Source organism: Vreelandella lionensis, from assembly GCF_002087295.1.
Taxonomy (GTDB): domain Bacteria; phylum Pseudomonadota; class Gammaproteobacteria; order Pseudomonadales; family Halomonadaceae; genus Vreelandella; species Vreelandella lionensis.
This window is the reverse complement of record NZ_MWVI01000095.1, coordinates 1-26,473: the sequence shown is the minus strand read 5'-3', so window position 1 is coordinate 26,473 and position 26,473 is coordinate 1. Positions and strand designations below refer to the sequence as shown.

16 protein-coding genes and 8 pseudogenes are annotated in these 26,473 nt (G+C 58.9%); 10 read left to right on the top strand and 14 right to left on the bottom strand.

The window, feature by feature from the left end:
- Positions 1-47 precede the first annotated feature (47 nt).
- From B4967_RS14580 to B4967_RS14565, 4 genes and pseudogenes are all read right to left on the bottom strand, one after another.
- Entirely contained in the window at positions 48-1,664 is a 1,617-nt protein-coding gene (locus B4967_RS14580) for an alpha-glucosidase family protein (protein ID WP_083026005.1), read from the bottom strand.
- A gap of 69 nt (positions 1,665-1,733) precedes the next feature.
- A pseudogene (locus B4967_RS14575) lies at positions 1,734-2,579 on the bottom strand (carbohydrate ABC transporter permease).
- Positions 2,579-3,570: pseudogene (locus B4967_RS14570) on the bottom strand (carbohydrate ABC transporter permease). The pseudogenes B4967_RS14575 and B4967_RS14570 overlap by 1 nt, the downstream one beginning before the upstream one ends.
- A 14-nt stretch (positions 3,571-3,584) precedes the next feature.
- Positions 3,585-4,856, bottom strand: a complete 1,272-nt coding sequence (locus B4967_RS14565) for an ABC transporter substrate-binding protein (RefSeq protein WP_083026003.1) — start codon at positions 4,854-4,856, stop codon at positions 3,585-3,587.
- Between the two features lie 342 nt (positions 4,857-5,198).
- Here B4967_RS14565 and B4967_RS14560 point away from each other — a divergent pair, with 342 nt between their 5' ends.
- The 7 genes and pseudogenes from B4967_RS14560 (at position 5,199) to B4967_RS14530 (ending at position 14,644) form a co-directional block, all read left to right on the top strand.
- Complete coding sequence (locus B4967_RS14560) at positions 5,199-6,734, top strand: carbohydrate porin (RefSeq protein ID WP_083026002.1); 1,536 nt, start codon at positions 5,199-5,201, stop codon at positions 6,732-6,734.
- A gap of 132 nt (positions 6,735-6,866) precedes the next feature.
- Positions 6,867-9,587: an HTH-type transcriptional regulator MalT gene (gene malT, locus B4967_RS14555; RefSeq protein WP_083026000.1), complete on the top strand. Its 2,721-nt coding sequence runs from the start codon at positions 6,867-6,869 to the stop codon at positions 9,585-9,587.
- Positions 9,588-9,734: 147 nt separating this feature from the next.
- Positions 9,735-11,417: pseudogene (locus tag B4967_RS14550) on the top strand (alpha-amylase family glycosyl hydrolase).
- Positions 11,405-12,521 (top strand): annotated as a pseudogene (ugpC, locus tag B4967_RS14545) (sn-glycerol-3-phosphate ABC transporter ATP-binding protein UgpC). Before B4967_RS14550 ends, ugpC begins: the two co-directional pseudogenes overlap by 13 nt.
- 115 nt (positions 12,522-12,636) lie before the next feature.
- Complete coding sequence (locus B4967_RS14540; protein WP_083025998.1) at positions 12,637-13,161, top strand: DUF3455 domain-containing protein; 525 nt, start codon at positions 12,637-12,639, stop codon at positions 13,159-13,161.
- Between the two features lie 125 nt (positions 13,162-13,286).
- Complete coding sequence (locus tag B4967_RS14535; RefSeq protein ID WP_243470617.1) at positions 13,287-13,910, top strand: sigma-70 family RNA polymerase sigma factor; 624 nt, start codon at positions 13,287-13,289, stop codon at positions 13,908-13,910.
- Positions 13,907-14,644 (top strand): anti-sigma factor, encoded by a 738-nt coding sequence (locus tag B4967_RS14530; protein WP_083025997.1) that lies wholly within the window; start codon positions 13,907-13,909, stop codon positions 14,642-14,644. The genes B4967_RS14535 and B4967_RS14530 overlap by 4 nt, the downstream gene beginning before the upstream one ends.
- 40 nt (positions 14,645-14,684) lie before the next feature.
- Here B4967_RS14530 and trkA read toward each other — a convergent pair.
- From trkA to malE, 10 genes and pseudogenes are all read right to left on the bottom strand, one after another.
- A pseudogene (gene trkA, locus B4967_RS14525) lies at positions 14,685-15,987 on the bottom strand (Trk system potassium transporter TrkA).
- Positions 15,984-16,710 (bottom strand): annotated as a pseudogene (locus tag B4967_RS14520) (response regulator). Before B4967_RS14520 ends, trkA begins: the two co-directional pseudogenes overlap by 4 nt.
- Positions 16,700-16,999: a sensor histidine kinase gene (locus B4967_RS19765; protein WP_243470616.1), complete on the bottom strand. Its 300-nt coding sequence runs from the start codon at positions 16,997-16,999 to the stop codon at positions 16,700-16,702. Before B4967_RS19765 ends, B4967_RS14520 begins: the two are co-directional and overlap by 11 nt.
- Positions 17,000-17,003: 4 nt before the next feature.
- Complete coding sequence (locus B4967_RS19760; RefSeq protein WP_243470615.1) at positions 17,004-17,165, bottom strand: hypothetical protein; 162 nt, start codon at positions 17,163-17,165, stop codon at positions 17,004-17,006.
- Positions 17,159-17,788: a sensor histidine kinase gene (locus B4967_RS19755; RefSeq protein ID WP_243470614.1), complete on the bottom strand. Its 630-nt coding sequence runs from the start codon at positions 17,786-17,788 to the stop codon at positions 17,159-17,161. The genes B4967_RS19760 and B4967_RS19755 overlap by 7 nt, the downstream gene beginning before the upstream one ends.
- Positions 17,789-17,799: 11 nt before the next feature.
- The gene (locus B4967_RS14510; protein WP_083025994.1) at positions 17,800-19,290 is read right to left on the bottom strand and encodes a TrkH family potassium uptake protein; all 1,491 of its coding nucleotides are present in this window, start codon (positions 19,288-19,290) and stop codon (positions 17,800-17,802) included.
- Positions 19,291-19,443: 153 nt separating this feature from the next.
- Positions 19,444-20,334: a maltose ABC transporter permease MalG gene (gene malG, locus B4967_RS14505; protein ID WP_083025993.1), complete on the bottom strand. Its 891-nt coding sequence runs from the start codon at positions 20,332-20,334 to the stop codon at positions 19,444-19,446.
- A gap of 10 nt (positions 20,335-20,344) precedes the next feature.
- Positions 20,345-21,115: a maltose ABC transporter permease MalF gene (gene malF, locus B4967_RS19750; RefSeq protein ID WP_243470613.1), complete on the bottom strand. Its 771-nt coding sequence runs from the start codon at positions 21,113-21,115 to the stop codon at positions 20,345-20,347.
- On the bottom strand, positions 21,112-21,903 hold the full coding sequence (locus B4967_RS19745) for a hypothetical protein (protein WP_243470612.1): 792 nt from the start codon (positions 21,901-21,903) through the stop codon (positions 21,112-21,114). Before B4967_RS19745 ends, malF begins: the two co-directional genes overlap by 4 nt.
- A 62-nt stretch (positions 21,904-21,965) precedes the next feature.
- A complete protein-coding gene (gene malE / locus B4967_RS14495; RefSeq protein WP_083025991.1) occupies positions 21,966-23,153 on the bottom strand; it encodes a maltose/maltodextrin ABC transporter substrate-binding protein MalE in 1,188 nt (395 codons plus the stop codon).
- 324 nt (positions 23,154-23,477) lie between these two features.
- Between malE and zwf the strand changes: the two are divergent.
- From zwf to B4967_RS14480, 3 genes and pseudogenes are all read left to right on the top strand, one after another.
- Positions 23,478-24,970 (top strand): annotated as a pseudogene (gene zwf / locus B4967_RS14490) (glucose-6-phosphate dehydrogenase).
- A 1-nt stretch (position 24,971) separates the two neighbouring features.
- Entirely contained in the window at positions 24,972-25,637 is a 666-nt protein-coding gene (gene pgl / locus B4967_RS14485; RefSeq protein ID WP_083025989.1) for a 6-phosphogluconolactonase, read from the top strand.
- 42 nt (positions 25,638-25,679) lie between these two features.
- Positions 25,680-26,343: pseudogene (locus B4967_RS14480) on the top strand (bifunctional 4-hydroxy-2-oxoglutarate aldolase/2-dehydro-3-deoxy-phosphogluconate aldolase).
- The last annotated feature ends 130 nt before the right edge of the window (positions 26,344-26,473 follow it).

Sequence of the window (26,473 nt, the reverse complement as noted above, 5' to 3'; positions counted from 1 at the left end):
TCGATCGGAGCGGGTCGGCTATCGTTATTAACTGTTATGGGCGGCGTTTAGGCAACCTGCATAAAGGCGGCTTGGTACGCGGGCAGCGTGAGCGTGCTGCCGTCTCGCGTGGCGGTAAAGTGGGCGACCGGCAAGTCGCTGGCGACCTCCACAGGCAGGGTGGTTTGCTGCTCTTGCCCGGTCAGGTTGAACACGCACAGCAGGGTCTCGTCGCCTTTTTGACGGGTAAAGCCAAGTAGCTCCTCGCCAACGTCTACCAGTGCCAAGTCGCCATCGAACATTGCCGGTTGGCTGCGGCGGAACGCTAGCAGGGCGCGTACGGTGTTGAGCGTGGCGTTGGGGTCATCCTGCTGGCGGCTCACCGCCAAATCCAAGTGACGAGCTTCCATGGGCAGCCACGGTTCCACCGGAGAGAAGCCGCCCTGTTCGCCGTCGGTCCACGGCATGGGCGTGCGGCAGCCGTCGCGGCCTTTAAACTCAGGCCACAGCACTTTGCCGTAGGGGTCTTGAATGCGCTCGAAGGGCACGTCCGCTTCCGGCAGGCCCAGCTCTTCGCCTTGGTACAGGCACACGCTGCCGCGCAGTGAGAACAGCATGGCCAGCATCACTTTCGGGTAGGCGTTGGGGTCTTCGTCAGCCCCCCAGCGAGTCGCGCTACGCACCACATCGTGGTTGGAGGTTGCCCAGCAGGGCCAAGCGTCGCCTGCTAAGCGCTGGAAGCGTTCAATCACTTCGCGCAGGTAGCTGGCGGAGTGGGGCATGTTGAGCAGGTCGAAGGTGTACGCCATGTGCAGCTTATCGCCACCGGCGGTGTACTCGGCCATGCGCTCTAGCGGGTTATCGTCGCCAATTTCACCTACGGTGGTGGTGCCGGGGTACTCATCCATCAGCGCACGGAGGTCTTTGAGGAAGTCCAGGTTTTCCGGGCGGCTGAGGTCGTAGACATGGCGCTGCCAGGTATAGGGGTTTGCTTCCGGGGCGCCCAGGGTTTTGGCTTCGCCTTTCGGTACCGGCGGGTTGTCCCGCAGCTCGGCATCGTGGAAGTAGAAGTTGACCGTATCCAAGCGGAAACCGTCGACACCCAAATCCAGCCAGAAACGCATGTTGTCGAGCTGTGCCTGACGCGCTTCCGGGTTGTGGAAGTTGACGTCCGGCTGGCTGGTCAGGAAGTTGTGCAGATAGTACTGCTGGCGCCGGGAGTCGAAGGTCCACGCCGAGCCGCCAAAAATCGACAGCCAGTTGTTGGGCGGCGTGCCGTCGGGTTTCGGGTCGGCCCACACAAACCAGTCGGCTTTAGGATTGGTGCGATCCTGGCGGCTCTCCTGGAACCAGGGGTGCTGATCGGAGGTATGGCTGATCACTTGGTCGATCATCACTTTCAAGCCCAGCGAGTGAGCTTTTTCCAGCAGCGCCTTGAAGTCGTCCAGGGTGCCGAACATCGGGTCTACGTCGCGGTAGTCACTCACGTCATAGCCAAAGTCGAGCATCGGCGAGGTGAAAAAGGGCGATAGCCAGATGCCGTCCACGTTGAGGGAAGCCACGTAATCCAGCTTTTCGGTGATGCCGTTCAGATCGCCTACGCCGTCGCCACGGCTATCTAAAAAGCTGCGCGGGTAAATTTGATAGATTACACCGCCGCGCCACCACATCATGTTGTCTTGCATTACTTAGTTCCTTAAAAACGGTTGCTGAGGTTTATCAGCGAATTCATAGAGGCGTTATTGCGCAGGGGCTTAGCCCTTCACGGCACCCGCCGTTAGGCCGGAAACAATGCGGCGCTGGAAAATAATGACCAAAATCACCAGCGGCACGGTTACCACAACGGAGGCGGCCATAATCGGCCCCCAGGGCAGTGCGTAAGCGCTACCGCCGGACAGTAGCGCGATAGCTACCGGCACCGTGCGCTGGTCATCGGTGAGGGTAAATGTCAGGGCGAACAGGAATTCGTTCCAGGCGGCGATAAACGCCAGCAGCCCGGTGGTGGCCATGGCCGGCCACATCAGCGGCAGAAATACCTTGGTGATGGTCACCCAGGGCGTTGCCCCATCCATGATCGCCGCCTCTTCCAGCTCCATGGGCAGCTGCTTCATAAAGGTGGTGAGCACCCACACCGTAAAGGGCAGGGTGAAGATGGTGTAGCTGAGAATCAGGCCCGCCGGGTTGTTGTAAAGGTTCAGCGCGCGAATTACCTCGAACAGCCCAGAGAGCACGGCCACTTGAGGGAACATCGAAACGCCCAGAATGACCAGCAGCACCGTCGAACGGCCCCGAAAGCGTACCCGCCCAAGCGCATAAGAGGCGGGGAGATACCCAGCAGCAGGGCGATAAACACTACGCTAAAGGCGACGATGATGGAGTTGAAAATCGCTCGCACAAAGCTCGATTGGCTAAAGATTTTCGCGTAGTTGTCCAGGTTCCAGGGAGAGGGCCATATCTCCACGCGGAACAGGTCGCTAGAGGGTTTTACCGAGGTGATCACCGCGTAGTAAAACGGGAACACTGCATACACCATAATGACGGCAATCAGTGCCCAAAAACCCAACGCGTTTAGCAATTTTGGCGAACTGGCGGCTGTTCATCAGTCACCTCCCACTTGAATCTGTTTGCGGCCAAGGTAGAGATAAGCCACGGTGGCCAGCGCGATGATCAGGAACAGCAGCGTAGAGGCCGCACTGCCATAGCCGACGTCCTGGAATTCCACCAGCTTCTGGCGCGCATACGCCGACATCGACATCGTGCTGGTGGAGTTGGAGGTCAATACGTAGATCACGTCGAATACGCGCAGCGCATCCAGCAGCCGGAAGATTACCGCCACCATTAGCGCTGGAGTAATCAGCGGTAGCGTGACCTTGAAGAACACGCGCACGGGGTGAATGCCATCCACCTCAGCAGCTTCATAGCAATCTTTAGGCAGCATCTGCAGCGCGGCTAACACCAGCAGCGCGACGAAAGGAATGGTCTTCCAAACGTCAACCATAATGACCGCCCACATGGAGTAGGTGGCGCTGGCTGTCCAGGCGATGGGATTATCAATAATGCCAACCACCATCAGCAGGTGGTTGATGATGCCGAACTGATCATTCAGCATCCACGCCCACATCTGGGCTGAGACAATGGTGGGGATGGCCCAAGGGATGAGGACCGCCGCACGAACAATCACGCGGCCTTAAATTCTGCGTTCAGAATCAGCGCCACGATGACGCCAAACACTACTTCCAGCGAAACGGAAACGACCGAGAAGTAGACCGTGTTCCACACGGACTGCCACCATACCGGGTCGGCTAGCACGCCAAACCAGCGGCCGTTGTCGTAAACCAGATAGTTTTCAAAGCCAATCAGGTTTGCGGCGCCTAAATCGGACAGCGACGCATCGGTAAAGCTGAGAAAGAAGGTGCGAAGTAACGGCCAGCCCGCCACCAGCGTGAGGGCAATCAGCATGGGGGCTAAGAACAGCCACGCCGCCTTGACGCGTTGCCGGCGGACATTGGTGCCCCGTTGCCGCCGCGCTGGCGTGGCGGAACGCGCCCCGAGGGGCGCGTTTTGGTGAGAGTGGTGAGAAGAGCTCGACATAGGTGTCTCCGCGTTTACCAGTTGCGACGCTTCAGGCGCAGCAATTCGCCTTCAAGGTCAGCGACGGCTTGAGCGCCATCTTTGGTGCCGGACAGCACGTCAGGGGAGGTGCTAAAGAAGGCGTTGCTGACCCGGCGATAGGCACCGCCGGTAGGTGCAGACGGACGCGCGACGGCATTGGTGAATGTGTCGTAGAGCGTGCCGAAGAAGGGCACCGCTTCCAGTACTTCCTGGTCCTGGTAGAGCGCATCGATGGTGGGGTTGTAGGATGCCTGAATGGCGCGACGTTTCTGCTCTTCTTCACCGGTCAGGTAAGCCACCAAATCCGCCGCAATGTCAGGATGCTCGCTGTAGCGCGACACGGCCAGGTTCCAGCCGCCCAGGCCCGCAGCGCTTTGGCCCTCTTCACCGCCAGCAGGCAGCTGCACGACGCCTACTTTGCCGCGCACGTCGCTGTCATCGCTTTGGGCCAGCGCCCATTCGTAAGGCCAGTTGCGCATGAAGACGGCATTGCCGCCCTGGAAAACACCCCGTGCTTCCTCTTCGGTATAGTTCAGCACGCCTTCCGGGGAGATGTCACCGATCCAAGAGGCAGCCAGATCCAACGCTTGGGCAGCGCGCTCGTTGTTGATGGTCACTTCGCCGTCATTATCGACCACGGTACCGCCGCCAAAGCTGGCGACCCATTCCAAGGCGTTGACGGTCAGCCCTTCATAGGCGCGCCCTTGGAATACGAAGCCCTGCATGCGGCTGTTGCCCGCTTCACGCTCAGCGTTTTGAATATCGCGCGCAATCTCAGTCAGGTCTTGCCACGTGGTGGGCACCTCGTGGCCATGCTTTTCCAACAGGTCTTCCCGGTAGTAAAGCACCCCCGCATCGGTAAACCACGGCATGGCGACCAGACGATCATCGATGGGGTTGTTGACCACGATCGTCTCGAAATGGCCCGCGGCTGCGTCGTCACCCAATACCTCGCGAAGATCGAACAGGTGGTTGGCCAGCAGGCCGGGCCACACCACGTCGATTTGCATGACGTCGATATCGCTGGAGTTGGCGGAGAGAATTTGTTGATAGAGAGACAGGCGCTCAGTGGACGAGTTGGGCGTTGAAACCACATCGACGCTGTGGCCGGTTTTCTCTTCCCAAGCGCGCACGCCTTCTTGGCAAAGGGTCAACTCTGCACCAACCGCACCACAGGAAATCGTCAGTTCGACCGCCTGGGCAGACCCGGTGGTACTGGCAAGACTGGCCAAAGCGATAGCTGAAGTGAGTAGTGTCTTTTTCATTACGGCGTTCCTCGGCGTTTATTGTTGTGGGTGATGGGGGATCAGAGCGCTTGTAGCGCCTACTTAAACGATTAAGTACGCTGCCAGTTAGCCGTCTGTCGTCGTGAAGTTCAATAGAGACTTTTGTCTAATCTATTTCAATTCGGTTTCTCTAAGATAAATAGTGCTTTAGACATTGGTCGATAATTAGTAAAAGCTTGTTGGTTTACTAGCTCTTAATCGATTAAGTTTTAGTGGCTGTCGCTCTTCGGCTCCAAATAGAACTTGCTTTGCAACATTATTCAAGGGAAGGCAATGCCTGGAGCCATCGTCACGATCAGAACAAAAATAGGATTTAAAACAATGCACAAAATGACATTCAAGACACCATTAGCCATCGCCGTTGCCACTGCCAGCCTCGGACTTTGCGGTGTTGCCAACGCCGACACGACGATGGAAGAGCGCTTTGCCGAGCTAGAAGCGCGCATTGCGGCCGCCGAGCAGCGGGCTGAGGCTGCCGAGCGCCGCGCCGAGCTAGCCGAGCAAGGTCGTGGAACCGCGCCTGCATCCAGCGCCCCGGCTGCGGCGACTACCAATGCCGATATCGAAGAGCGCCTGGCGCGCGTTGAGCGCCAAGCCAGCGGCGAAGAAGGTTTCTCGTTTAACGTTTATGCTCGTTCTGGCCTGTTGATCGATGAAGATGGCAAAAGCGCACCGGGCGGCCCGTACCTAACGCCCGCCGGTGGTAATGGCGGCGCAGTGGGGCGTTTGGGTAACGAGCCGGAAACCTACTCTGAAGCCATCCTGAACTACCGCATGCAGTTCGATAACGGTGCAAAAGCCCGCTACACCACCATGCTGGCCCATGGCACCAATTCCGGCAACGACTGGGTGGGCGATGACACCAACCTGAACGTCCGTCAGGTGTACGCAGAATTCAGCGACCTGCCGAGCTTCACCGGTGCCTTCGAGAACGCCTCGATTTGGGCCGGTAAACGGTTCGATCGTAATAACTTCAACATTCACTGGCTCGACAGCGATGTGGTCTTCCTCGCCGGTACCGGTGGCGGTGTGTACGACGTGCAGCTGGCGGAGAACTGGAAAACCAACTTCTCGCTCTATGGTCGCAGCTTCAGCGACTACCCGGTCATCAACCGTGAAAACCCCGGTTTGGATGGCGAAAACAGCGATACCGACAACCTGGTCCTGACCTCCAATAACTATTTCGGTAACTGGCAGGTGATGGTCAACGGCATGTCCGCTTCCGATAACGACGAGCGCGATATTGGCGTGGGTCAAACCGCTGCCGATACCGGTTGGCACACCATGGTGGCCTACCACGGTGATAGCTTCTTCGGCATAGGCGACGGTAACTTCAAGGCCGCCGTACTGCACGGCCAAGGCCTGGGGGCCGAGGTGAAAGGCTTGGGTAGCAACGGCGACTTGACCGATGATGCTAGCGCAACGCGTCTGGCACTCTACGGTACGACCTACCTCGCTCCGCAGTGGCGTATTGCGCCGGCCATTCTGGCAGAAACCAGCGACGACCGTTTTGCTAGTGGCGACAGCTACGACTGGGCCACTCTGAACGTTCGCTTGGCGAATGAGATTAACCAGAACTTCGAAATGCAGTACGAATCCAGCTACCAGTGGATGGACTTCGAGCCGCAGGGCTACAGCGGTCGCAATGCGGTGGACGGCGACTACATGAAGTTCACCATCGCCCCGACCTTCAAGCCGGAAGTTGGCGGGTTCTGGAAGCGTCCTGAAATTCGTCTGTTCACCACTTACAGCGACTGGGATGAGAGCCTGAACAGCTACGGTGCCAGCTCTCTGGGCAGCGACGGTTTCACAGGTGGTGAGTTTACCTTCGGTGTCCAGACCGAAGTATGGTTCTAAGGGCGAACCGCTCACTAGCAAGGCTGTTATTGATACGTTTGTTTCACCAATGCTGATTGCCCGCGATTCGTCGCGGGCTTTTTATTAGCCTAGGTTTACTAGGCTAGGTTTTGGGTAGTCAAGGAGAGGGCCATGCCGCTGCTTCAAGAAAGGCTAAAAGCACCGCCGCTGCCACTGAGCGTCGTGGCAAGGCCGCGCCTCAATGACTTCTTCGCGTTGCACGAACGGGTGCGCCTGTTGGTCGTGCAGGCTCCTTCGGGGTATGGCAAAACCACGCTGCTGGCTGAACGCCTACCCGCCCTGGAACAAGAGGCGGCCTGGCTGCGTTTGGATCAGCGCGATAACCAGCCCGAGCGCTTTTTGAGCTACTGGCAAGCGGCCATCCAGTCGCTGCTAGGCGAGCATACGCCGCTGTCGCCTTTGGCCGAAGGGGCAGAGTGCGATGAGCAAGAGTGTGTTGAGCAGTTGGAGCGCTGGCTGGCCGAGCTGCCTGAACAGCGCGCAGCCTGCCGATTGGTGGTGGATGAGTTTGAACACCTTACCCACCCCGATATTTTAGCCGGGCTCGCCCACTGGCTGCGTCATCAGCCGCCCTGGCTGACCCTGACCCTGGCCAGTCGCTCCTGCCCTGCGCTGGGCCTTGCCAGCCTGCGGCTGCGCGGTGAACTCGAAGAGATCGACCTTAGCGCCTTGGCCTTCGATAGCGAAGAGGCGCAAACCCTCTGCGCTGAGCAGCTCAGCTTTCCCCCTACGCGGGTGAGCCTGGAGCGAGCGCTACGCAGAAGCGGCGGTTGGGTGATGGCACTGAATTGGCTGGTGGGGCGCACCACTACCCGCGCCGGGTTCGATGCGCTGGTTGAGCGCTTAAACGGCGGGCATCCTGATTTTGTGGCTTGGTTTGATGAGCTGCTGGCCGAGGCACTGCCCCCTGAAGAGCGTGAACTCATGCTGCAGCTTGGGGTGCTGGAGCGCTTTACCCCTGAATTGATGGCGCGCCTACTGGAGGGCGAGCGGCTTACCCAGCGGTTGGAAGCCTTTGAACAGGCGGGGCTATTTATCGAGCGGCCCGACCCCCACGCCCAGTGGTACCGCTTTCAACGGCTGTTCGGGGAGTACCTGCGCCACCGTCGCCACGAGCTTAGCCTTGCCACCCAGCGCACCCTGCACCAGCGGGCCAGCCAAGCCTGGTTGGCACTCAACGACCCGATCATGGCACTGCGCCAAGCCATTTTGGCGGAATCGCCCGAGGAGGTGGCTAGTCTACTGGTCGCGCAAGGGCCAGCGCTGTTGGCCAGCGGGGCCTACGCGCTGCTGGCTCAAGGGCTTGGGCTGCTGGGGGAGCCGCACATCTCGACACGCCCAGAGCTGGCGCTACTCTACGGCTGGGTCTCCCATGCGCAGTTTCAGTTTGATATCACCGCACGGGTGATTAGCTGGATCGAAGCGCAGCTTGAGGTGCCCGAGTGGCAGGTGTTGAGCGCGGAGTTTGCCACCCTGCGTGCCCAGTTAGCGATCAATCAAGGCAACGCCGAGCGTGCCGCTCCGCTCGCCGAACAGGCGCTGGCCGTGCCCGCCCGCTATTTAGCCTCCACCCCGCTGACCGCGACAGCCATTTTGAGCGAGGCGCGCTTTGTGCTGGGCTATCTGGATGAGTCGCTGCAGCGGGTGCGCGAGGTGGAGCGCTTGGCGCGCCAGCGAGAGGATCACCAGCTGCTGCTGTGGTCGTTCTGCCATCAGTCGGAAACGCTGGTGGCCCAGGGGCGCTTGCAGGCTGCCTACGATATTCAAGAACGCGCCTTTGCCCACCTGGAGCGAGCAGAGCTTGAGCACCTGCCCGTGGCGGAATTTCTCTACCGGATTCGCAGCCAGGTGCTCTGGGAGTGGCACCGCCTGGATGAAGCCGAGCAGGCCGCGCTGAAAGGCATTGCCGTGCTGGATAACCAGGGCGAGCGTTGGACGCTGCAGTGCCACATTCAACTGGCCAAAATTGCCCAGAGCCGTGGCGATCAGGCCCAGTGCGCCGACCATATCCGGCGGTTGCGTAAAATCCTCGCCGAAGGCGATTACCATATCGACTGGGTGGCCAATGCCCACGCCACGCTGCTGGCCTGGTGGCACTCCACGCAAGACCTCGACACGGTGGAGCGCTGGCGCCAAGAAGCGCCCGCTCCCGTTACCGAAGGGGCCACCAACCACTTTGCCCAATGCAACGTGCGCAACCACGCCCGAGCGCTCACGCTGTTGGGCCAGTGCGAGGAGGCCCGCACGCTTCTGGAAGCGCTCGAAGTGCATACTCAAAGACTAGGGCTGGTTACCGATGCCAACCGCAATCAGCTCTGCCTCGCGGCCGCTGCGTGGTCGGCTGGCCAGGAGACGCAAGCCCGCCACCACATGCATCAAGCGCTCAGCTTGGCTTCCCGTACCGCGCTGGTAGGCAGTTTTCTGCGCTTGGGGAAACCGCTTGGGGAACTGCTCAACGGCTTACTCGCCAGCGGCACGCTAGCGGCTTTAGAGCAGGCGAGGGCAGAACGGCTGTTGGCGCTGGCGGGCCAACAGAAGGATTTCGGCTGCGCCCGACGCTTAATGCTAGATGAAACGGTCATCGCGGATATTGTCGCGAGGCCCGACGTGCCAGAGCTGATCCGCACCTCGCCGCTGACCCGCCGCGAATGGCAAATCCTGGGGCTGATTCACGCCGGGCTCTCCAACGAACAGATTGCCGAGCAGCTCTCGGTAGCACCGACCACCATCAAAACCCATATCCGCAGCCTCTACCAAAAGCAGAATATCCGCCGCCGGGACGAGGCCATTGCCCTGGCCGGACAGCGCTGGGCGCATATCCAGGGGGAGTAAGGCGCCGTGTGACCACTCCTCCCCGGGCCTACGCCTGGTATGCCCAGTGGGGGAGGATTCTATCGAGCGGCGTAGCCTGCATCATGCCGACTATGGGGCATCTCTCTATTCATCGAGATGCCGACGGCAATAACAAGGACAAGGATCATGATGCAGACACCTTCTACTTCTCACTACGTTGGCAGCCAGGGGGCAGACTGGTGGCGCGGCGCGGTGATTTACCAAATCTACCCGCGCAGCTTTATGGATAGTAACGGCGACGGCATTGGCGATTTGAAAGGGGTAATCGATAAGCTCGACTACATCGCCTCACTGAACGTCGAGGCGATTTGGCTGTCGCCATTTTTTACCTCGCCGATGAAAGATTTCGGCTACGACATCAGCAACTACCGTGATGTCGACCCGATGTTCGGCACGCTGGAAAGACTTCGACCGCCTGGTCGAAGCGGCCCACGCGCGGGGGCTGAAGGTGACGATCGATCAGGTGATGTCCCACACCTCCGACCAGCACGGGGGTTCAAAGAGAGCCGCCAAAGCCGCGACAACCCCAAGGCCGACTGGTAGGTATGGGCCGACCCCAAACCCGACGGCGCGCCGCCCACCAACTGGCAGTCGGTATTCGGCGGCAGCGCCTGGCAGTGGGATCCCCGCCGCTGCCAGTACTATCTGCATAACTTCCTGGCCAGCCAGCCGGACCTTAACTTCCGCACCCCTGCGGTAGTCGACGCCATGCTGGAAGAGGTGCGCTTCTGGTTGGAGCGCGGCGTGGATGGCTTCCGGCGGGAGGCGGTGAATTTCTGCACCCACGGCGAGTTAAAAGACAACCCGCCGCGCCAGGAAATTATCGAGAGCTTCCTGGGCGTTCGCCCTGATAACCCCTACGGCTATCAGCTCCACCAATACGACAAAACCCAGCCGGAAAATCTGCTGTTTCTGGAGCGGCTGCGGGCGCTGCTGGATGAGTATCCCGGCACCACCAGCGTGGGCGAAGTGGGCGACGATGACGCGCTCGGCGTGATGGCGGAGTACTCCCAGGGCGGCAAGCGGCTGCACATGTGCTACTCGTTCAACCTGCTGACCGATAAAGCCGACCCCGGCTATTTGCACGAAACGCTTACTGAAATGGAAGCGCGCATTGGCGATGGCTGGCCCTGCTGGGCGCTGGGAAACCATGACGTAACGCGGCTAGCAACTCGCTGGCAGGCGGAAGGGCAGCTGGAGAAGCTGCGCCTCTATTTGGTGTTCCTGTTCAGCCAGCGGGGCAGCGTATGCCTCTATCAGGGCGAAGAGCTGGGTCTGCCCGAGGCGGAGCTGACCTTCGAGCAGCTCGTCGATCCGGCGGGCATCACCTTCTGGCCTGCTTATAAAGGTCGCGATGGCTGCCGCACCCCGCACCCCTGGCAGGCGGACGCCCGCCATGCGGGCTTTAGCAGCGCTACTCCCTGGCTGCCGGTGCCCGATTCCCACGCAAGTTTGCCGGTTGACCATCAAGAGCAGGATGCCGATTCGCTGCTCAATGCCTACCGAGCTTTTTTAGCCTTCCGCCGCACGCAGCCTGCGCTGGTTAAAGGCGACGTGCGCTATCACCCGGTACGCGACGAGGTGCTTTGCTTGGAGCGCACCTATCAGCAAACACGCCTGCTGGTGGCCCTGAACTTTAGCGATCAAACCGTGACCCGCCCGGCTCCCGAGGGTGCTGAAGCGCTGGGGGATGCGCCTAAGTGGCTAAACGGCGAGTGGCAGGCAGGTACGCTGACGCTGCCGCCGTTTGGGGTGGCGATTGCCCGCTGCCCGCAAGCACAGGAGGAGGATGCGCCATGGGACGTTTAACCCTCAGCTGCATCGGTAAATCCTTCGATGGTGTCGAAATCTCACGGGATATCGACCTCACCATCGAAGACGGCGAGTTCGTCGTTTTCGTGGGCCCCTCCGGCTGCGGTAAATCCACGCTGCTACGCATGATTGCGGGTCTGGAGGACATTACCACCGGAGATATGCAGCTCGATGGCCAGCGGATCAACGAGATTCCGCCCCAGGAGCGGGACATCGGCATGGTGTTCCAATCCTACGCCCTCTACCCGCACATGAGCGTGGCCGAGAACATGGCGTTTGGCTTGAAGCTGGCACGCACCGACAAAGCAGAAATTCGCCGCCGCGTGGAGCACGCCGCCGAGATGCTGCACCTCACCGAGCTTCTGGAGCGCAAGCCCAAAGACCTCTCCGGCGGCCAGCGCCAGCGGGTCGCCATTGGCCGCACCCTGGTCAAAGAGCCTGCAGTGTTCCTATTCGACGAGCCGCTTTCCAATTTGGATGCCGCACTGCGAGTCGATATGCGGGTACAGATCGCCGCGCTGCACAAGCGCTTAAACGCCACCAATGATCTACGTTACCCACGATCAGGTGGAGGCGATGACCCTGGCGGATCGTATCGTGCTGCTCTCCAAGGGGCGTATTGCCCAGGTAGGCGCGCCGCTGTCGCTGTATCACTTTCCCAATACCCTTGAGGTGGCGGAGTTTATCGGCTCGCCGCGTATCAATACGCTGCCGGGGACGGTGGTCGACCCCGGCGAGCGCCAAACCGTGGTGCGCCTGCACAGCGGTGAAACGCTGGCGGTGGCGGTGGGCGGTCAGCAGCTTCAGGCCGGTGAACACGCCACGCTAGGGCTGCGGGCAGAAGACTTCGTGGCGGCTGAGCAAGCGGATGCAACGCTGAGCGCGACCCTGATGGTGGCCGAAAAGCTGGGCTATGAAACCCTCGCTCACTGGCAGGTGGCGGGTATCGATACCCCTTTGACCCAGCGTCTGGATGGCCTGACACGGCTGGAAGAGGGGCAGGTCTCGCGCTTGGGAATCGCTGGTCAGCGCTGCCACCTGTTTGATGCCAACGGCAATGCCTGCCCGCGCCAAGTCGCGGTGGATGGGGTGAGCCGATAATTTTTTAAATAATTAAACTTTTTTTAAAAAAGAGTGCATCCAAACCGTCTCCTTGTGTGTATCCCCTATACAGCCGCTATTTAAAGCGGTTGATACAAAACCCAAGGAGACTGAAATGACCATCCAACATATAACGCGTGCTACTCTCGCCGCTACCTTGATTGCATCCTTCAGTCACGTCGCGCTGGCTGACATGACGCCCGCCGAAGTCCAAGTACCGGACGGCAATACCGTCGCTCTCGAAACCGTGGGCGTTGGCGCTATTACTTACATGTGTGAAGCCAAAGAAGACGGCACCATGGGCTGGGTATTCAAAGGCCCGCACGCTGCGCTGAACGATAGCGAAGGCACCCAGGTAGGCAGCTACTACGGCCCGCCCGCTACTTGGGAAGCCCTGGATGGTTCTAAAATTACCGGCACCCAGCTAGCCGTGGCGCCAAATGGCGATGGCAACATTCCGTTGCAGCTTGTTGAAGCCAACCCGGCTGAAGGCGAAGGCGCCATGAGCGGTGTTAGCTACATCCAGCGCCTGAACACCCAAGGCGGCGTTGCCCCTGATGTTGCCTGTGACGAGGGCCACGAGGGCGCCACTGCCGTCGTGACGTATCAAGCCGACTACATCTTCTGGACCGCGAACTAAGCGTTCCAATACTGACTCACCTTTATTAAGTTCAGTAAGGCTAGGGACTCGTATCCAGGCTCCCTAGCCGCTATGCTTCTGGCAGTGCGACGACCGATGCCGGCGCGTTCCCAGGGAGCGAAGATGTGTCTGAACGCGATATGTCTGAAACAGGTAAGGCTAACACCATTAGCACCGAGAACGGCCACGGAAGGCCCACTCATGAATTCGATTATGCTGATGCGCTCGCCCGCTGCGCCCGTGGGGAGCACGCAGCGCTACAACAGCTTTATCAGTACGAAGGTGCCAAGCTGCTTGGTGTTGTTTTGCGCATTGTGAAAGACCGAGGCATGGCTGAAGACATTGTCCACGATGCCTGCCTGAACATTTGGCAGCGCGCTGACAGCTTCGACCCTCAAAAAGGTGCTGCCCGTACCTGGATCTTCAGTATTGCCCGCCACTTGGCGCTGAATGCCATCCGTGGCCGTGACCGCGAAGTGAGTGTCGACCTGGATGACCCCCACGAACTCGATGACGACGACACCTTCCAGCAGGCGTCGCGGGTGACGGACGCCTTCGATTGGCAAACCGGCCAACGGATGGACGAGTGCCTGCAGCAGTTGGAAACCGAACGCCGTAACTGCGTGCTGCATGCTTATGTGGATGGTTTGTCCCATGCAGAGATTGCGGCGCACACGGGCGCGCCGCTGGGCACCGTAAAAGCCTGGATTAAGCGCAGCCTACTTCGCTTACGGGAGTGTATGGCATGAGCCCTTCAAACGAACCCGATGACCTTCATGCCCTAGCCGGGGAGTACGTGCTAGGCACACTGCCTATGACCGAGCGCGAAGCTTTTGAGCCGCGTTTAGCCAACGACCCTGAGCTGCAAAAAGCAGTGGCGGATTGGGAAGAGCGTTTCTTTCCCTATACCCCGATGGTGGAGCCGGTCACGCCCTCCGATTATCTCTGGCCGCGCATCGAGCGCAGTCTGAAGGCATCGTCTGCGAGCGCCTCGCGTCCGATACCTCATCGCACGCCGAGCTCCCATGTGCCGCGTCGTCGCTTGGCGCATAGCCTGCCGTTTTGGCGTGGGGTGGCGGGGGTCAGTGTCGCTGCTGTATTGGCAATGAGCGTGATGCTGACGAACGTGGTCACCGGACCCTCAACACCTGAGTACATGGTGGGGCTGTTAGCGCCGCAAACTCAGTCGGCGGGGGGGGTGGTACAGACCGCGAATCGCCAGGAAATTCAGTTGATTCCCTTGGGCACGTTTGAAGTGCCGGAGGGCAAAGCGCTCGAGTTCTGGACCAAGGCCGATGATTGGCAAGCGCCTGTCTCGCTGGGGCTTGTAGAGCCAGGGCAACCGCTGCGCCTGCGTTTGGATCAACTGCCACCGCTTGAGGATAACCAGCTGTTTGAGCTGACGCTGGAAGATGATTCTGGCTCGCCCACCGGGCTGCCCACCGGGCCCATTGAGTTTATTGGCCGCGCGGTAGAAATCTAACATCGCCACCCCTGGTGGCGACGTTCATTGCAAGCTTCTGTTAAAAGAAGCTTAATCCGACCTGGAAGAGGCGCTCCACGTCGCGAATGCGCCGCTTGTCGATCACAAAGAGAATCACGTGGTCGCCGCTCTCCACCCGCACGTCACCATGGGCGATGGCCCACCACTTTTGACGACTGCTTATCGCCGTGGGCGATGGCCTCAATGGCCTCCGCCGCGCCCCGGCGCAGGGAGTGCACATTGACGATATCTCCCCGGCGCACGTGGGTGAGTAGGCTGCCAATGGTGGCCTGCTGGGGGGAAATGGCGATGTCGATATCGCCGCCCTGCACCAAATCCACGTAGGCGGCGTTGTTGATCAGTGTGAGCACCTTCTTCGCCCCCAACCGCTTGGCCAGTAGCGACGACATGATATTCACTTCGTCGTCGTTGGTCAGCGCGCAGAAGATATCGCAATCCTCGATATTCTCCTCTTCCAGCAGCCGCTTGCTGGTGGCGCTGCCGTGGAGGACCACTGTGCGATCCAGCCGCTCGGAGAGCGTGGTGCAGCGCTCCAGGCTTTGCTCGATGATCTTCACCTGATGGCTGTGCTCCAAGTGCTCCGCCAGCCGCTCGCCGATATTGCCGCCCCCGGCAATCACCACGCGGCGGAAGTCCCGCTCCACCTTGCGCAGCTCGCTCATCACCGCGCGGATATCCCGGCGGGCCGCCAAGAAAAACACCTCGTCGTCGGCTTCAATCACCGTGTCGCCCCGTGGAATGATCGGCCGGTTGCGGCGGTAAATCGCCGCCACGCGGGTTTCCACGTTAGGCATGTGCTTGCCCAAAAAGGCCAGATCCTGACCCACCAGCGGGCCGCCATAGAAGGCCTTCACCGCCACCAGCTGCACTAAACCACCGGCAAACTCCAGCACCTGTAGCGCGCCGGGGTGCTCGATCAAGCGGCGCACGTGGTCGGTGGCCACCTGCTCGGGGCTGATCAGCACGTCGATGGGAATCGCTTCATGGGCGAATAGCCCTTTACGGGTGAGGTAAGCGGTGGAGCGCACGCGGGCAATTTTGGTAGGGGTGCGAAACAGCGTATGGGCCACCTGACAGGCGATCATATTGATCTCGTCGGTGTTGGTCACCGCGATCAGCATATCGGCGTCTTCGCAGCCTGCTTGGCGTAGCACAATGGGGTAGGAGCCTGCACCTGTCACCGTGCGGATATCCAGCTTGGTGTGCAGTTCGCGCAGTTTTGCGCCGTCGGTATCGACGACGGTGATGTCGTTCTCCTCGCGGGCGAGGTGTTCGGCCAGCGTTGCGCCCACTTGGCCGGCGCCAAGAATGATAATTTTCATTCGTTTATGTCCTCACGGTCGAACTCAACGCAAAGCCGATAGCCAATCCCCGGCTCGGTTTGCAGCAGGCTAGGGGCCTGTGGGTCATCGCCCAATTTCTGGCGCAGCTTGCTGATGACGATGCGTAAATAGTGGGTGTCTTCTTGATGGCTTGGCCCCCAGATCGTGCGCAGCAAATGGGTTTGCGTCACGATTCGGCCAGTCTGGTTAATAAGCTGGTGCAGTACCGCAAACTCTTTGCGGGTTAAATGAATCGTCGCACCGTGTAATGTCACTTGATGGGCCGCGATATCAACGGTTAACGCGCCATACTGATAACGCGGTTTGGTGATAGCGGGCGGATGCTGGCGCAGCAGAGCTCGGATACGGGCCAGCAGCTCCTGAATGCCAAACGGTTTAGTGACGTAGTCGTTGGCGCCGTTATCCAAGGCGCGCACCTTCTCCACTTCTTGGCCGCGCACCGAGACAATAATGATCGGTATGCTGACCTGCTGGCGCAGCGTGCTGAGTACCTGCTGCCCATCAATATCGGGCAGGCCAAGGTCTAGCAAAATCAGATCGATAGGATCAGCCGTTAACATCTCACGTACGGTATGGATCGCGGCATACCCGGTGCTGGCTTGCGCTGATGCGAAAGCCTTGCGACGCTAAGCTAATGCGTAAAAACTGCCGAATTGCGGGCTCATCGTCAACGATCAGTATGCGTGCGGGCTTAGGCGTCATCGCTCGGCTCCTGGGTGGGGGTCGAGAGTGGCAGCCGCATAATAATTTGAGTTCCTTGCCCGTGGGGCCCTTCAACAGCCGACACCGTTCCGCCATGGGCACCCAACATTCCACGGCAAATAGCGAGCCCCAGCCCTGTGCCGTGCAGGCTGCGGTCACCCTCATTGCCTGTGAAAAACATCTCAAATACCTGTTCACGCATGGCGGGTGGTATTCCGGGCCCTTCATCGGTGACGGTGAGTGTGAGTGTGCTATGGCGAGGATCGGTAGCAGCGGCAATGGTGATCACTCCGTTAGGAGGAGAAAACCGCGCCGCGTTTTCCCAGTACGTTGACCAGTGCTTGCTCAATCAGGGCGGGGTGAACATTCAAGAGCGGCAGCTCGCCATCCCATGCTTGACGCACGTTAATATCGGCCAGTGCGCCGGTTAAACGACGCCGTGCTGACGCTACCAAATCGCGACGCTGATCCAGTCCCGCTCAATCGCCCATTCGCCGTGGCCTAGTCGTGTCATGTCCAGCAAGTTTTGAATGTAACGGTTCAGTCGCTCGCTTTCATTAAGGACGCCGTCAAGCAGTTCAAAGCGATCCTGTTGGCTTAGCTGGGCATCTAACGTGCGCAGGGAGCTGGCGGCACCAATAATCGACGCAAGCGGCGTACGTAGATCGTGAGACACCGAGGCGAGCAGGGCAGAGCGCAGCCGCTCCTGCTCCTCTGCCAACCGAGAGGCATTAAGTGCCAGCATTCGCTCGCGGCTAACGCCTGCAATATGACCCACGACCAGCGCGATTAATAAAAAGAACAGGGGCGTGACCAACTGCTCCCGCTCAGACACTGCCAAAGAAAAGTACGGCTCGGTAAAGCCGACGTTAAACACCACAAAGTTCACCAGCGCACTGATAAAGGCCGCACGGCTGCTGGCCAGAACGGCACAGGCAAGCACGGCTGTTAAAAAAATCAGCGATAAATTGGCCAGCGCGAGCCAGGTATGTAGCCACCAAGCAGCCAGCAGAGCCACACCGCTAGTGCCCAGCACTAAGGCTAACTCGCGCCGGTTGGGAAGACGAAATACGCGCATGTTGTTCACCGTTAGCGCCGCCAAAACATCGGTGTCATGAGGACGACCACGGTTAAAATTTCCAGGCGGCCCATCAACATACCCACACATAGCAGCCATTTGGCGGCATCGGGCAGGCTGGCGAAGTTGCCAGCCGGGCCAATGGTATCGCCAAGGCCTGGGCCTACGTTGGCCACGGCCGTGGCCGCACCGGCGAGCGCGGTCACCAAATCTAAACCGAGCGCCGCTAAACCCAATGCAAGCACGGCAATGGTAATAAAAAAGAAGAACGAAAAAGCCACGACGCTGCGGGAGATATCGCTAGTGACCGGCTGCTGGTTATAGCGGGTGGTAAAGATGCCGTTCGCGTGAATCAGGTAGCGCAGCTGGTTGCGTAGCATCAGCATGGCGATTTGAAAGCGGAATATCTTCATACCGCCGCTGGTAGAGCCGCTACAGCCACCGATAAACGTCAGGTAGAAAAAAGCCGCCACGGGGAGCGAGCCCCACAGGGTGTAGTCGTCTGATGCGTAGCCTGTAGTAGTGACCACTGAAATCACGTTGAAGGTGACGTGGGTGAGTGAGACAAACCAGTTGTCGCCTTGAAATACCCGCCAAGCGCTCAATATCACAATGGCCGCCAGCAGCAGTTTGAGCAGCCCGCGTACCTGTTGGTCTTTCCATAGCGCGCTGCGGGAAGAGCGAATAAAGCGAATATACAGTACGAACGGCAGTGCGCCGCTGAGCATAAAAAAGCTGCCCATCCATAGCAGCCACGGTTGTTCTGTGTACGCGCCAAACGAAGCATCAGAGTTGGCAAAGCCGCCTGTGGAGAGCGAAGACATGCCATGCACGATGGCATCTAGCGGCAGCATGCCACCAAGCCAGTAGCTAACCATCGCCGTAAGGGTAAGGATGACATAAATAGACAGCGTGGCTTTGGCAATACCGCCAGTGCGGGGCATGACCTTATCCGACCAGTCAGAAGATTCGGTATGAAACAGACGCATGCCGCCCACTTTCAAAAACGGCAGAATGGCAATGCCCATCACGATGATGCCGATACCTCCCAACCACTGCATCAAGCCGCGCCATAGCTTTAAGCCGTCTGAGAGGGTCTCTATGCCCACCAGCACGGTAGAGCCCGTGGTGGTGATCGCCGATACGGATTCAAACACGGCGTTGGAGAACGTTAGCTGCGGCGCGCCAAGAATCAGCGGCAGGCTGGCAAAGCAGCTAATGCTGGTCCAACTGCCTGCCGTGAGAATAAACATTTGCCACGGCTTAAGCTCAAGCGATGCACGATAAGTGAGCAGTAGCGTGGTCGCCACACAGGCGAGCACGATCATAATAGACAGGCTAAACGCCTGGGCGTCGGGGTCTCGTTCAATCAGTAGCACCGCCCAAGGCACCGTCATAAACAGCGCTAGAATAAGCCACAGCACCGACAAAATCTTAAACACCGGTGCCCAGTGGCGGTAGAGCTCTTTGCTGCGATAAAACCAGGGGTTGGTAGGGGGCATTGCCCTACTCATCGTTCATTTGCTTTAAGCATGGTCTATAACATCATGCACCTGCATAAAAAGTCCGTAAAAAATAAAACCCGGCGTAGATTTCTCAGGCGCGGGAAATGAGCAAGCCGCTCAAGCGAGGAAACAAGCTAATGAAGCACTCTTTTAACCCTTCACACCCCCTGCAGTTAAACCGCCAATAATCCAGCGTTGGCAGATCAAAAACGCCACGGTAATCGGTAGGCCGGAGAGTACGGCGGCGGCGGCAAAATTGCCCCAGCGCTGGTTGTGGTCGGCTAGGTACTGCTGGGCACCCACAGCGAGCGTCAGTTTGTGTTCGTCCACTAAAAGCACCGAGGCCATGGGGTACTCCATAATGCTCATCACAAACGCCAGGATGAACACCACCATCAAGATTGGGATAGAGAGCGGCAGCAGAATGTAGCGAAACGCTTGCCAAGTGCTGGCGCCATCCACCATGGCAGCCTCCTCAAGCGAGCCATCGATGGATTCGAAGTAGCCTTTGATCGTCCAGATATGTAGCGCTACCGCGCCGAGCGAAGCCACAATCAGCGCGCCGTGGGTATTGATTCCCAGCCAGCCGACAAACTGCCCCAGCCGGTCAAATAGCGCATAAAGCGCCACCAGCGAAAGCACCGCCGGGAACATCTGAAAAATCAGCATACCTTTGAGCAGCGGCTCCTTGCCTTTGAAGCGCATGCGGGCAAACGCATAGGCGCTGGTGGTGGCCAGCATCAGAATCAGCACTGACGACACCACGGCCACCTTGATGGAGTTCCACAGCCACAGCAGCACGGGAAAGGGCGGCTGCACTATGGTGCCGTCTGGCCGCTCCCAGGGGATGCCCAGCGCCAGGGACCAGTGCTCCAGCGAGAAATTCTCTGGAATCAAGCTGCCGGTGGCAAAGTTGCCCTCCCGAAACGAGATCGAGATTACCAGCAGCAGCGGAAAGACAATTAGCGATACAAAGCCGAACAGCGCTAAGTGCGCCCATAGGCGGCGCACGCCAACGGAGCGGGGTTGAACCATGGCCATGTGTAACCTCCTATACCTTCACTTTGGAAAGGCGCAAATTGAGCAGCGACATGCCTGCCACCAGCAGGAAAATCAGCGTGGCAATTGCGGCCGCTAGGCCAAAGTTCTGCCCAGCATCCTGAAAGGCTATGCGGTAGGTGTAGCTCACCAGCAGGTCGGTGGTGCCCGCTGGGGTGCTGGCCCCTAAAATATCCGGGTTGCCGCCGGTGAGCAGCGCAATCAGCACAAAGTTATTGAAGTTAAACGCAAAGGCGGCAATCAGTAGCGGCGTTAACGGCTTGATAATCAGCGGCAGGGTGATCTTGAACAGGTTGGTGAGCGGGCCGCCGCCGTCTACCGCCGAGGCTTCGTATAAATCCTGGGGAATGGCCTGAATCAAGCCCATGCAGAGCAGCAGCATGTAGGGGTAGCCTAACCAGGTATTCACAATCAGCAGCATGCTGCGGGCAAGCCATGGGTCGGTAAACCACTCGGGGCGCACGCCAAACAAGGTGTCCAGAATCATGTTCACTTCACCAAAGTGCTGGTTGAACATGCCTTTAAAAAACAGAATCGAAATAATCGCCGGTACCGCGTAGGGCAGAATCAGCAGCGTGCGGTAAACGGCCTTGCCCTTGAGCTGGTCCCACTGCAGCAGCGAGGCCAGTACAAAGCCAACCGCTAAGGTAAACACCACGGTGAGGGCGGCAAACACGAAGGTCCACACAAAAATTTGCATGAACGGGCCGCGAATATCCGGGTCCGTGAAAATCTGGGTGTAGTTGGAAAAGCCCACGCTCACCGACCAGCCGGGCGTAATTGGCTCGCCGTTATCCGCGACGAAAAAGCCAATGCTGGGGTGGGGGTAAGCAGCCGCTCATCGCGGCGATCATACAGCGCGCCATCCTCGCGGGCTTCATAGCGGTTGACCATGGGCGCAAACGGCCGCAAGCCCGCCATACGCAGTTCGCTGCCGTCTGGAGTGACCAGCCGCAAACCTTGCAGGGCATCCCGTGCTTGAATAATGTCACGCATGCCCAGCGCTTCCTGTGCGGGCGGGGCATCGGCTGCCTGAACGCCAATCTGGCGATTTTCCTGATTGGCAAAATTGAGCGGAGACGACACAAACCGCTGGCCCTGAGGGCTTTCCAAATAGAGCCTTACCAGCTCGCCTTCGGGGTAGAGCGTTAGGTCAAAAGCGTTGCCTTCCGCTTGATAGGTTTGGCTCATGAGCTGGCCACGCACCCGCTCTTCTGAAAGCAGGTTGGTAGAGCTGTAATTACTAAAGCTGATCCCGAAAGTGTAAATCAGCGGGAAAATAACAAAGACCCCGAGGCCTGCCACTGCGGGGAAAATATAGCGGTGGCTCATCAGCGTGCGTTTGGTGAACACCACGCCCAGCGAGCCGCCTAACACTAAAAACAGCAGGGCAAACATCCACTGGCCGTTCAAATGGAAGGCCAAGACTAACCAGAGTAGCGCAATCACCAAAACAGCAATCACGCCACGCATGGCCCAGCGGGTGTAGCGTTCAGTAAGATGGCGAGAGCGATGGCGGGGAAGGCCACGAGACGCGTTGGTGGTATACATGATGGCTTCCTGAAAGCTGCCCAGCCGCTAATGCCGCTGGGCAGGGAGGGGAAAGATAGAGGCTACTGACGCATGCGCCGTGCAGCGGCATCCAACGCTTCTTGGGGGGATTGGCGACCGCTGCCAATGTTCTGCAGCGCGGGCTCCATGGCGGCCCAGAAGGCTCCCATTTCAGGAATATTAGGCATCGGCATGCCTACTTCGGCGTTTTCCAGCGTGGCGGCAATGTTGGGGTTGTCCGCCAGCTCGGTTTGGTAATCAATATGGGCCACCGCGCCTAGCGAACCGTCGCTGTTGAAGGTGCGCATCCCCTCTTCGCTGAGCAGGTAGTTCTCTAAAAACTCAATGGCTAAAAAGTCGTTGGGCGTGGCGGAGTTGATCATGGCGGTCATCACGCCAAACATCGGCTTTGCCCGCTCATCGCCTACTTTAGGCAGCAGCGCCACGCCGTAATCAATGCCGCTGCGCTCCAGGTTAGGCCATGCCCAGGGGCCGCTGATCATGGTGGCTACTTCGCCTTGGTTGAAGCGGGTATCCATCAGGTTGTAGTCGGTGCCGCGGGGCAGTACATCGCTTTCGATCAGCTCAACCAGTAGCTCTGCGCCTTGCAATGCGCCTTCATTGTTGACGCCGATATCGCTGACGTCGTAGCCGCTGTCGGTCTGTTTGAACGGGTAGCCGCCGTTGGCCGCTAGCAGTGTCCAGCCGTAGTAGGGTTCGCTGTAATCGAACAGGATGGCTTTCTTGCCTTCTTGAGCCAGCGTGGCGTCCAGCTCCATCAGTTCGGCAAAGCTCTCGGGCGGCGTTTCCACCAGCGCTTTGTTGTAAATCAGCCCAAGGGATTCCACCGAAATCGGGTAGCCGTAGGTGTCGCCATTCCACAGCGCGGCCTCCCAGGTGAAGTCGTAGAACGCTTCGCGGAAACTGTCGCTGGGAGCGATCGGTTTGAGCAGGCCGCTCTGTGCCCATTCACCCATGCGGTCGTGGGCCCAAATCACGATATCCGGCCCTTGGCCGCTGCCTGCCGCCTGCTGGAAGCGGTCGGTCAGGTTGTCGGGAAACACGACTTCCACTTCGATGCCGGTATCTTCTAGGAACTGGTCGGCGACCGCGCGGATGCCTTCCTGGCCTTTATTGTCGCCCATCCAAATGGTTAAACGGTCATCCTCAAAGGCGAAGGCGGGGAGTGTGGCGGTGGCTGCTAGCGTAGCGGCGAGCAGCGGCGTGAAAAATGGACGAACCATTGCCATGATGTGCATACCTCGTTGTGACGTTGTTGTTGTCGTTCGCGTTCTCACATGACGCGCTTTGTTCACGGTCAGCGTCGCTAATTACGCACAAAGCCACCTCCTCCTTGGGGGGAGGAGGGGTGGCGTATCCGAGGGGCGTAGAGTAAAGGTAGAAGCGTAGGCGGTCAGGGCGCGACATCGTCGTTGTAAAACCCACCGGAAAGGGCAGCAGGCGACAATATTTTGTAGTAAAATTACACGAATTATTGCGTATAATGCCTCACATCAGATAGATTTTAGGTAATCTAACTACATTAGATAGCCTAATTATAAATAGGAGCTGAGATGAGCCAGTCACATGCCCCGCTGGGCGATCCGAATCACGCTATTGATTTAGCGCTTTTTGGGGCGCTTGGCGACCTTGCCATGCGCAAGCTGTTTCCTGCGCTGTATCATCTTGACCGCGAAGGCTTGATGCCCGAACGCACGCGGATCATGGGGCTGGCGCGTCAGGAGCACGACACTGCCGCGTTTCGTCAACTGGTCAGCGGTGCGCTGCAAAAGCGCCTGAAAAAAGACGAGCAGGATAAAGAGAGCCTGGAGCGGTTCCTGAACCGCTTAGAGTATCTCAAGCTCGACTTCGCCACCGCAGAGGGCTATGACGCCATTCGCCAGTGGCGCGAAGGCTCCAAGCAGCCCATGGTGGTGTATCTATCCGTCGCGGCACGCATCTATGGCGACATTTGCCGCAATTTGCAGTCGAGCAACAGTCTAGATGACGATACCCGCGTCGTAGTAGAAAAGCCGATTGGCTATGACCTAGCCTCTTCTGAGGAGATCAACGACGCGATTGGTGCCGTGTTCCCCGAGTCGCGCATCTATCGTATTGACCACTACCTGGGTAAAGAGACGGTTCAAAACCTGATCGCCCTGCGCTTCGCTAACCCGCTGTTCGGCACCCAGTGGAACCAGAACCATATCTCTCACGTAGAGATTACCGTCGCCGAAAAAGTCGGTATTGAAGGCCGCTGGGGCTACTTTGATGATGCAGGTCAGCTGCGGGATATGGTGCAGAACCACCTGCTGCAACTGCTGTGCTTGATCGCCATGGACCCGCCCTCCAACCTGGATGCCGATGCCATCCGCGATGAGAAGGTAAAAGTGCTTAAAGCTCTGAAACCCTTCACCGGTGAAGCGCTGGGGCGCGACGTAGTGCGCGGCCAATACATTGCTGGCACCAGCGATGGCCAAGCAGTGCCGGGCTACCTGGAAGAAGAGGGCGCCAACACTCAAAGCCAGACCGAAACCTTTGTAGCCATGAAAACCGAAGTGGCTAACTGGCGCTGGGCAGGCGTGCCGTTCTACCTGCGTACCGGTAAACGGATGCCGGAAAAACTGTCGCAAATTGTCATTCACTTCCGTCAGCAGCCGCACTACATCTTCGACCCGGACCAGCGTGGCATTGCCTCCAACAAGCTGATTATTCGCCTGCAGCCGGAAGAGGGCATTGCCCTTCAGGTACTCACCAAGGATAGCGGCCTTGATAAAGGCATGCGCCTGCGCCCTGGCCCTCTGCACCTGGATTTCAACAGCGCCTTCCCGAAATCGCGTATTCCCGATGCTTACGAGCGTCTGCTGCTAGAAGTCATGAAAGGCCAGCAGTACTTGTTTGTGCGCCGGGATGAAGTGGAGCACGCGTGGCGCTGGTGCGACCAGTTGATCAGCGGCTGGAAAACACAGAAACCCCGCCGCGCCGTTATCCGGCGGGCTCTTGGGGGCCGGTCGCCTCTATTGCCATGATTACCCAGGATGGCCGCAGCTGGTACGAGGATTATTAACATGAGCGAAGCACGTCAAGCGCTAGCCGAGCAGCTAGCGGAAGCCGTCTATCAGGCGCTAGCCGATGACCTTGCCAACCAATCACGTGCGCTGCTGGTGGTCTCCGGTGGCTCCACGCCCGTGCCGTTTTTCAAGGCGCTGGCGCAAAAGCCGCTGGAGTGGGCGCGGGTCGATATCACCCTGGCCGACGAGCGCTGGGTAGATGAGCAAAGCAGCGACAGCAACGCCAAGCTGGTGCGCGAGAACCTGCTGCAGGGTCCCGCCGCCGCGGCTACGTTTGTGCCGCTAACCTCTGACGCCGGTACGCCGGAAGAGGGCGTGGCAGCGGTAGCAGAAGCCACCGCCGGGCTTGCTTGGCCAGCGAGCGTGGTGATTTTAGGCATGGGCGGCGATGGCCACACGGCTTCGCTGTTCCCCGATAGCCAAGAGCTGGGCCTAGCGCTTTCTACCGATGAGCCGCTAGTGGCCGTGCGTACTCCCAGCCAGCCGCAGCCGCGCATTACCTTCTCGGCGGACCGCCTGCATCAGGCAAAGCGCCACATTCTACATATTACCGGCGACGATAAGCGTGCCGTATTGGCGAATGCCATGAGTGGTGACGATGTTCGTACACTGCCCATCCGCGCCTTCTTATCTTGCCCGCTGGCGATCTACTGGGCGCCCTAACGCTACACTTTCGCCAATAACAATTTGCTTGGAGACTCACTGATGACCATCGATAAACAGCTACCCTCAACGCGCACCGCCGAGCTAGACAGCATCTGCCTGAAAGCCGAAGTGATCCCGGTGATCACCATCGAGCGCCTGGAAGACGCCGTACCGCTGGGTCGCGCCTTGGTTGAGGGTGGCCTCACCGTGCTGGAAATTACCCTGCGCACCGACTGTGCCCTGGAAGCCATCAAGCGCATGAAAGAGGCGCTGCCGGGCGCCAGCATTGGGGTCGGTACCGTACTCACGCCTGCCCAGTACCGCCAAGCCGAGCAAGTCGGCGCTGATTTCGTCGTTACGCCAGGTGCCACCGAGGCGCTTTACCGCTACGGCGTAGAGAGCCCCGTACCGATGCTGCCGGGCGTTTCTACCATTTCTGAGCTGATGACCGGCTGGCAGTACGGCTACCGCCGCTTCAAGTTCTTCCCCGCAGAATCCAGCGGCGGTGCTAAAGCGATCAAAGCATTCGGCGCACCGATCCCCGAAGCGCGCTTCTGCCCCACGGGCGGTATCACGGTCGACAACGCCGAATCCTACCTCTCGTTGGCCGAACGTAATGTGTGTAGGCGGCTCTTGGCTGACGCCGAAAGCGATGGTCGATGCCGAAGATTGGGATGGCATCCGTGAACTGGCCCGCCAAGCCGCAGAGCGTTTCCACCATTAATATTAATAGGTAACACCGTACCGAGCACTCTCGTTACTTGCCTCACTGATGTCGGGTCGTGTGAGCAAGACGTTTGCCCGAGCATGTCGCCATGCTCGGGCTTTTTTGTGGTGCGCCAGGCATGGCGCGC